2 rRNA genes are annotated in these 3,155 nt (G+C 47.0%); both read left to right on the forward strand.

The window, feature by feature from the left end:
* Nucleotides 1-80: 80 nt before the first annotated feature.
* A 23S ribosomal RNA gene (locus BLV84_RS12130) occupies nucleotides 81-2,913 on the forward strand.
* Nucleotides 2,914-3,044: 131 nt separating this feature from the next.
* Nucleotides 3,045-3,152 (forward strand): 5S ribosomal RNA (rrf, locus tag BLV84_RS12135).
* The last annotated feature ends 3 nt before the right edge of the window (nucleotides 3,153-3,155 follow it).

Consider the following 3,155-nt stretch of genomic DNA (forward strand, 5'->3'; position numbering starts at 1 on the left):
TTATACAAGTTCATTGACATATTGAGATAAGATAAAAATAGAGAGACGAGAGTTTTATTTATTAAAAAATAGAAGAGTTATTATAAGCTTATTAAGGGCGTATGGGGGATGCCTAGGCTCTCAGAGGCGATGAAGGACGTGACAAGCTGCGAAAAGCTGCGGGGATTAGCACATATGAATTGATCCGCAGATATCCGAATGGGGCAACCCAGCATGTTGAAGACATGTTATCCGAAAGGAGGCAAACCCGGTGAACTGAAACATCTAAGTAGCCGGAGGAAGAGAAAACAATAGTGATTTTGCGAGTAGCGGCGAGCGAAAGTGAAGAAGCCCAAACCAGTTTTGTTTCGGCAAGATTGGGGTTGTAGGACTACGATATTTGGTTAAATTGTAACCCAAAGAGTATGGAAATGCTCTCCGGAGAAGGTGATAGGCCTGTAGGGGTAAAGATTTAATTGATAGTAGTATCCTGAGTAATGCGGGGCACGAGAAACCTTGCATGAATCTACCGGGACCATCCGGTAAGGCTAAATACTACTGAGAGACCGATAGTGAACTAGTACCGTGAGGGAAAGGTGAAAAGAACCTTGAATAAAGGAGTGAAATAGACCCTGAAACCATACGCTTACAAGCGGTCGGAGCCTTTAGGGGTGACGGCGTGCCTTTTGCATAATGAGCCTACGAGTTACCGGTGTTAGCGAGACTAATTAATTCAGTTAAGCAGTCGTAGCGAAAGCGAGTCTGAATAGGGCGCATAAGTTAGCATTGGTAGACGCGAAACCGTGTGATCTACCCTTGGGCAGGTTGAAGTTTAGGTAACACTAAATGGAGGACCGCACCCGTTGACGTTGAAAAGTCTTGGGATGACCTGAGGGTAGGGGTGAAAGGCCAATCAAACTCGGAAATAGCTCGTACTCCCCGAAATGCATTTAGGTGCAGCGGTAGATTTAGTTTTATAGAGGTAGAGCTACTGATTGGATGCGGGGGCTTCACCGCCTACCAATTCCTGACAAACTCCGAATACTATAAAATGATGACTACCAGTGAGGGCATGGGTGCTAAGGTCCATGTCCGAGAGGGAAAGAACCCAGAGCATCAGCTAAGGTCCCAAAATATATACTAAGTTGAAGAAACGCGGTCTAATTGCATAGACAGCTAGGATGTTGGCTTGGAAGCAGCCATTCATTTAAAGAGTGCGTAACAGCTCACTAGTCGAGCGATCAGGCATGGATAATAATCGGGCATAAGTATATTACCGAAGCTATGCTTTCATGACTTAGGTTATGAGAGGTAGGGGAGCATTCTAAACGGCGTAGAAGGTGAACTGTCAGGTTTGCTGGAGTGTTTAGAAAAGAAAATGTAGGCATAAGTAACGATAATGCGGGCGAGAAACCCGCACACCGAAAGACCAAGGATTCCTCAGCTATGCTAATCAGCTGAGGGTTAGTCGGGGCCTAAGGCGTATCCGAAGGGAGAAGTCGATGGACAAGCAGTTAATATTCTGCTACCTGCTATAAAATAAAAGAGACGGAGAAGCAAATTTAGTGCGTGCAGACGGAATTGCACGTTGAACCTTAAGTAATTAAGGGATAGTACACCAAAGCTACGGTAGCGGTGATAATCTAAAGGCGGTTCTTCCAAGAAAATCAATTATAGCAGCCCGTACCGTAAACCGACACAGGTAGTTGGGAAGAGAATTCTAAGGTGCTCGAGAGATTCATGGCTAAGGAACTAGGCAAAATCGACCCGTAACTTCGGGAGAAGGGTCGCCCCACTACGGTGGGGCCGCAGTGAATAGGTCCAGGCGACTGTTTATCAAAAACACAGAGCTCTGCTAAATCGAGAGATGAAGTATAGGGCTTGACACCTGCCCGGTGCTGGAAGGTTAAGAGGAGATGTTAGCTTTTAGCGAAGCATTGAATTGAAGCCCCAGTAAACGGCGGCCGTAACTATAACGGTCCTAAGGTAGCGAAATTCCTTGTCGGGTAAGTTCCGACCTGCACGAATGGTGCAACGATCTGGACACTGTCTCAGCCATGAGCTCGGTGAAATTGAAGTATCGGTGAAGATGCCGATTACCCGCTGTGGGACGAAAAGACCCCGTGAACCTTTACTATAGCTTAGTATTGACTTTGGATAAGTGATGTGTAGGATAGGTGGGAGACATTGAAGCTGCATCGCCAGGTGTGGTGGAGTCATTGTTGAAATACCACCCTTTACTTGTTTAAGGCCTAACCCCGCGTTTGTGGGGGACATTACTTGGTGGGTAGTTTGACTGGGGTGGTCGCCTCCAAAATAGTAACGGAGGCTTCTAAAGGTTCCCTCAGCACGCTTGGTAACCGTGCGTAGAGTGCAATGGCATAAGGGAGCTTGACTGAGAGACCTACAAGTCGATCAGGTACGAAAGTAGAGCATAGTGATCCGGTGGTTCCGCATGGAAGGGCCATCGCTCAAAGGATAAAAGGTACTCCGGGGATAACAGGCTGATCTCCCCCAAGAGCTCACATCGACGGGGGGGTTTGGCACCTCGATGTCGGCTCGTCACATCCTGGGGCTGGAGAAGGTCCCAAGGGTTGGGCTGTTCGCCCATTAAAGTGGCACGCGAGCTGGGTTCAGAACGTCGTGAGACAGTTCGGTCTCTATCTACAGTGGGCGTTAGAAATTTGCGTGGATCTGACTCTAGTACGAGAGGACCGAGTTGGACAAACCTCTGGTGTATCTGTTGTTCCGCCAGGAGCATCGCAGAGTAGCTACGTTTGGCAGGGATAAGCGCTGAAAGCATATAAGCGCGAAACCCACCACAAGATGAGATTTCTTTAAAGGGTCCCCGTAGACTACGGGGTTGATAGGCTATAGGTGTAAAGGCAGTAATGTCACAGCCGAGTAGTACTAATTACCCGAAGGCTTATAATAGCGAGCTCTTTTATTTAAAAATAAAGAAAATGATTGTATCTGTATTTTATCTTATCTGATATGTTGATATTAATGACTTAAGGTGGTTAATAGCCCCCGAAGTATCGGGAGAGGCTTTTGACCAAACAACTTAAGGTGGTTATAGCAACGAGGCTCACCTCTTCCCATTCCGAACAGAGAAGTTAAGCTCGTTAGCGCCGATGGTACTACTAACGTGGGAGAGTAGGTCGCCGCCTTCCTTT

The organism is Psychroflexus halocasei (assembly GCF_900107595.1).
Taxonomy (GTDB): Bacteria; Bacteroidota; Bacteroidia; order Flavobacteriales; family Flavobacteriaceae; genus Psychroflexus; species Psychroflexus halocasei.